Below are 3032 nucleotides of genomic sequence, written 5' to 3'. Positions count from 1 at the left end.
ATGTTGCCGACATTACGGTAGACGAAGAGGTCACCCGGCTGAGCGTTGAACATCAGCTCCGGCATGATGCGCGAGTCCGCGCAGGTGATGAACATGGTGTGCGGCGTCTGGACGGAAGCAAGGCGCGCGAACAGTTCGCGGTGCTCCGAGGTCATGTCACGACGAAACTCTTCGAAACCCTGGATGAGACGTTCCATGGCAATGCTCTCTCTTTAGCGAGGATAGGGTGGCGAGCGCGCACGCTCGCTGGCGACCGACTCGTGTCGGCACGCGGGGGATGGATTCGGTGTTACAGGGCGTGCGCAGGACGCGCACGCGAGCTTCGATCAGCCGGCGATAGGGGGACGCAGGTCGAGGCTGGGGTGATGCGCGTGCGGCGCCGGGGCCACATCAGAATGGCTGGCGGCAACAAGGTGCGGCACGGTCAGCACGTGCTCGGTGGGCACATCGAAGGTGTCGTCGAGGCCGCCGCTGTTGTCTTCAAGCGAGGGCAAGGTGCTGTCTTCGGCGGGCGCGGAGCCGTCGTCGGCAGCCAGGGCCACTACATGGCCGGGCGTGCTGTCGTAAGCGGCGTCACGGTCACAAGGCACGGCCTGGACGCCCATGCATGCGACGCACAACGCGATGAACACGAAGAACGTGCTCGCGAAGCGGCGCAAGAAGGATGTCGGGATCGTAGCCATGTCGCCGAACGTACGCGAGGCCTTGTGACAATCGCAAGTGCGGCGACGCAGCAAATTCAGACTTCTGCCTATTGCAACCGCAGAGGCAATGGGGGGCAATGGATTGCGGCATTTCTCGGCGATAAATCCGGTGACCGCGATTCAGGAATTAGACGTCCATAGGTATCCCACGCCTCTGAGACGATTCGCAGACAAGAGAAACCTTCGTCTAGTACTTGTTCTTGGTCGTGCCCGCCAAAGCGTCCTCACCCCGGCCCGGTGCCGGCGTACTTCAGGATATCGTCCCAGTTCTGGGAGTCGAAATTTTCCACGAGTGCCTTGGCGGCTTCTGTCCGAACAACCTCAAGCGGGGCCCACGGCGCGAAGAATGAGTCGCTGGCGTTGCCGTTCCATGCTTTTGGGGCACCAAATGACGACACGAGGACATCCGCTTAACGCGAGCGCCTCATAAGGCCCCGGGCTGATATCCTTTGCGGTATGGATACGACGAGTAACAGCACCGCTACGGCGATCGCCGGGCGGTTCAGGGGCTTCCTTCCCGTGATCGTGGATGTCGAGACCGGCGGTTTCGACTCCGAACGGGATGCGCTCCTGGAAATCGCCGTGGTCGCGGTCAAGATGGAGCCTTCGGGGCTTCTCGTGCCCCAGCCGGCCGTGGCGGCAAACGTGGAGCCCTTTCCGGGCGCCAACATCGACCCGCGCTCGCTGGAAATCACCGGCATCGACCCGGATCACCCGTTCCGTGGCGCCCTGCCCGAGCGCCAGGCGCTGGACCACATCTTCAATGCGGTGYGCGAGGCGGTGAAAGCCGCGGAGTGCCAACGTGCGGTGCTGGTCGGCCATAACGCGGCCTTCGACCTTGCCTTCCTTAATGCGGCGGTGCGCCGGGTGGGCCATAAGCGCAATCCGTTCCACCCCTTCAGCTGCTTCGACACTGCCACCCTCGGTGGCCTGGCCTACGGGCAGACCGTGCTTAGCAAGGCCGTGCTCGCCGCAGGCCTCAGCTTCGACAGCCGCGAGGCGCATTCGGCCATCTACGATGCCGAGCGCACCGCCGAGCTGTTTTGCGAAATCGTGAACCGCTGGCGCCGGCTGGAGCTTTTCGAGCGCGACCAGACGACCCCGATCGCGGTCTGAGACATTTCGTAAGTTCCTGAATATGACAGCAAAGTGGCGGCTGTCATCCAGTTGAAACATTCAGTACGTCTCATTGCAACACGGCAGGGCTGGAATACAGCCCCGGGCGGGCTTCGCCTGACACTCATTCTTCCGAGGACTACTCCGTGTTCACACGCAAACTCCGCATCGCCGCGTTGGTCGCTGCTTCGCTGTTCGGCATGTCCGCTCAGGCCACCGACATCACCGGCGCTGGCTCGAGCTTCGTCTACCCCGTTCTCTCCAAGTGGTCCGCCACGTACGCCGAGAAGACGGGCAATAAGCTGAACTACCAGTCCGTCGGTTCGGGTGCAGGTATCGCCCAGATCAAGGAAGGCACCATCGACTTCGGCGCCTCCGACGCTCCGATGAGCGCCGRAGACCTCGCCAAGTTCGGCCTGGGCCAGTTCCCGGCCGTGGTCGGCGGTATCGTGCCCATCGTCAACCTGCAGGGCGTGGCCGCTGGCCAGCTGAAGCTGGACGGCGCCCTTCTCGCCGACATCTACCTGGGCAAGATCGCCCGCTGGAGCGATCCGCGCATCGCCGCCCTGAACCCGGGCGTCAAGATTCCGGACGTGAAGGTCACCGTCGTGCATCGTTCGGACGGTTCGGGCACCTCGTTCAACTTCACCAACTACCTGTCCAAGGTCAGCCCGGAGTGGGCGTCCAAGGTCAAGTTCGGCACCGCCGTTGAGTGGCCGGCCGGCGTCGGCGGCAAGGGTAACGAAGGCGTCTCGCAGTACGTTCGCCAGATCCCGGGCTCGATCGGTTACGTCGAATACGCTTACGCCAAGAAGAACGCGATCTCCTACACCCAGCTGCAGAACGCAGCCGGCAAGTGGATCGAGCCGAGCGCCGTCACCTTCGCCGCTGCTGCTTCGACGGCTGACTGGAAGAGCGCCAAGGACTTCAACCTGATCATGACCAATGCCCCGGGCGATCAGGCATGGCCGATCACGGCGACGACCTGGATCATCATGTACAAGAAGTCCAAGAACGCCTCGCACACCAAGGTCGCGTTCGACTTCTTCAAGTGGTCCATGGAGAACGGCCAGTCGCAGGCTGCCTCGCTCGACTACGTCGCCCTGCCGGACACGCTGGTCAAGCAGATCGAAGCCTACTGGGCTGCCGAGTACAAGAACTGATCCTTCTCGACAGGCCGGCTGACACATAAGCGGCCCAGAGTAGGAAACC

The 3032-nt window shown here is 62.7% G+C and carries 4 protein-coding genes; 2 read left to right on the top strand and 2 right to left on the bottom strand.

Going from position 1 to position 3032, the window contains the following annotated elements:
- Both AC1DT2_RS19390 and AC1DT2_RS19385 read right to left on the bottom strand, forming a co-directional pair.
- The coding region (locus AC1DT2_RS19390; protein WP_477298106.1) for a carbonic anhydrase at positions 1 to 197 on the bottom strand (197 nt) is incomplete at its 3' end.
- Between the two features lie 129 nt (positions 198 to 326).
- The gene (locus tag AC1DT2_RS19385; protein ID WP_477298105.1) at positions 327 to 683 is read right to left on the bottom strand and encodes a hypothetical protein; all 357 of its coding nucleotides are present in this window, start codon (positions 681 to 683) and stop codon (positions 327 to 329) included.
- 477 nt (positions 684 to 1160) lie between these two features.
- Between AC1DT2_RS19385 and rnt the strand changes: the two genes are divergently transcribed.
- Both rnt and pstS read left to right on the top strand, forming a co-directional pair.
- Positions 1161 to 1820 carry a ribonuclease T gene (gene rnt, locus AC1DT2_RS19380; protein ID WP_477298104.1) on the top strand — a complete coding sequence of 220 codons (660 nt, stop codon included), beginning with the start codon at positions 1161 to 1163 and terminating at the stop codon, positions 1818 to 1820.
- 146 nt (positions 1821 to 1966) lie between these two features.
- Complete coding sequence (pstS, locus tag AC1DT2_RS19375; RefSeq protein ID WP_477298102.1) at positions 1967 to 2983, top strand: phosphate ABC transporter substrate-binding protein PstS; 1017 nt, start codon at positions 1967 to 1969, stop codon at positions 2981 to 2983.
- Positions 2984 to 3032: the final 49 nt, after the last annotated feature.

The organism is Luteibacter sp. P4_E6 (assembly GCF_056401535.1).
This window is presented reverse-complemented; position numbering and strand designations above follow the sequence as displayed.

What these genes read in the sequence shown, in the direction of transcription:
- AC1DT2_RS19385 (WP_477298105.1), bottom strand. Translation starts at nt 683, where the DNA reads ATGGCTACGATCCCGACATCCTTCTTGCGCCGCTTCGCGAGCACGTTC.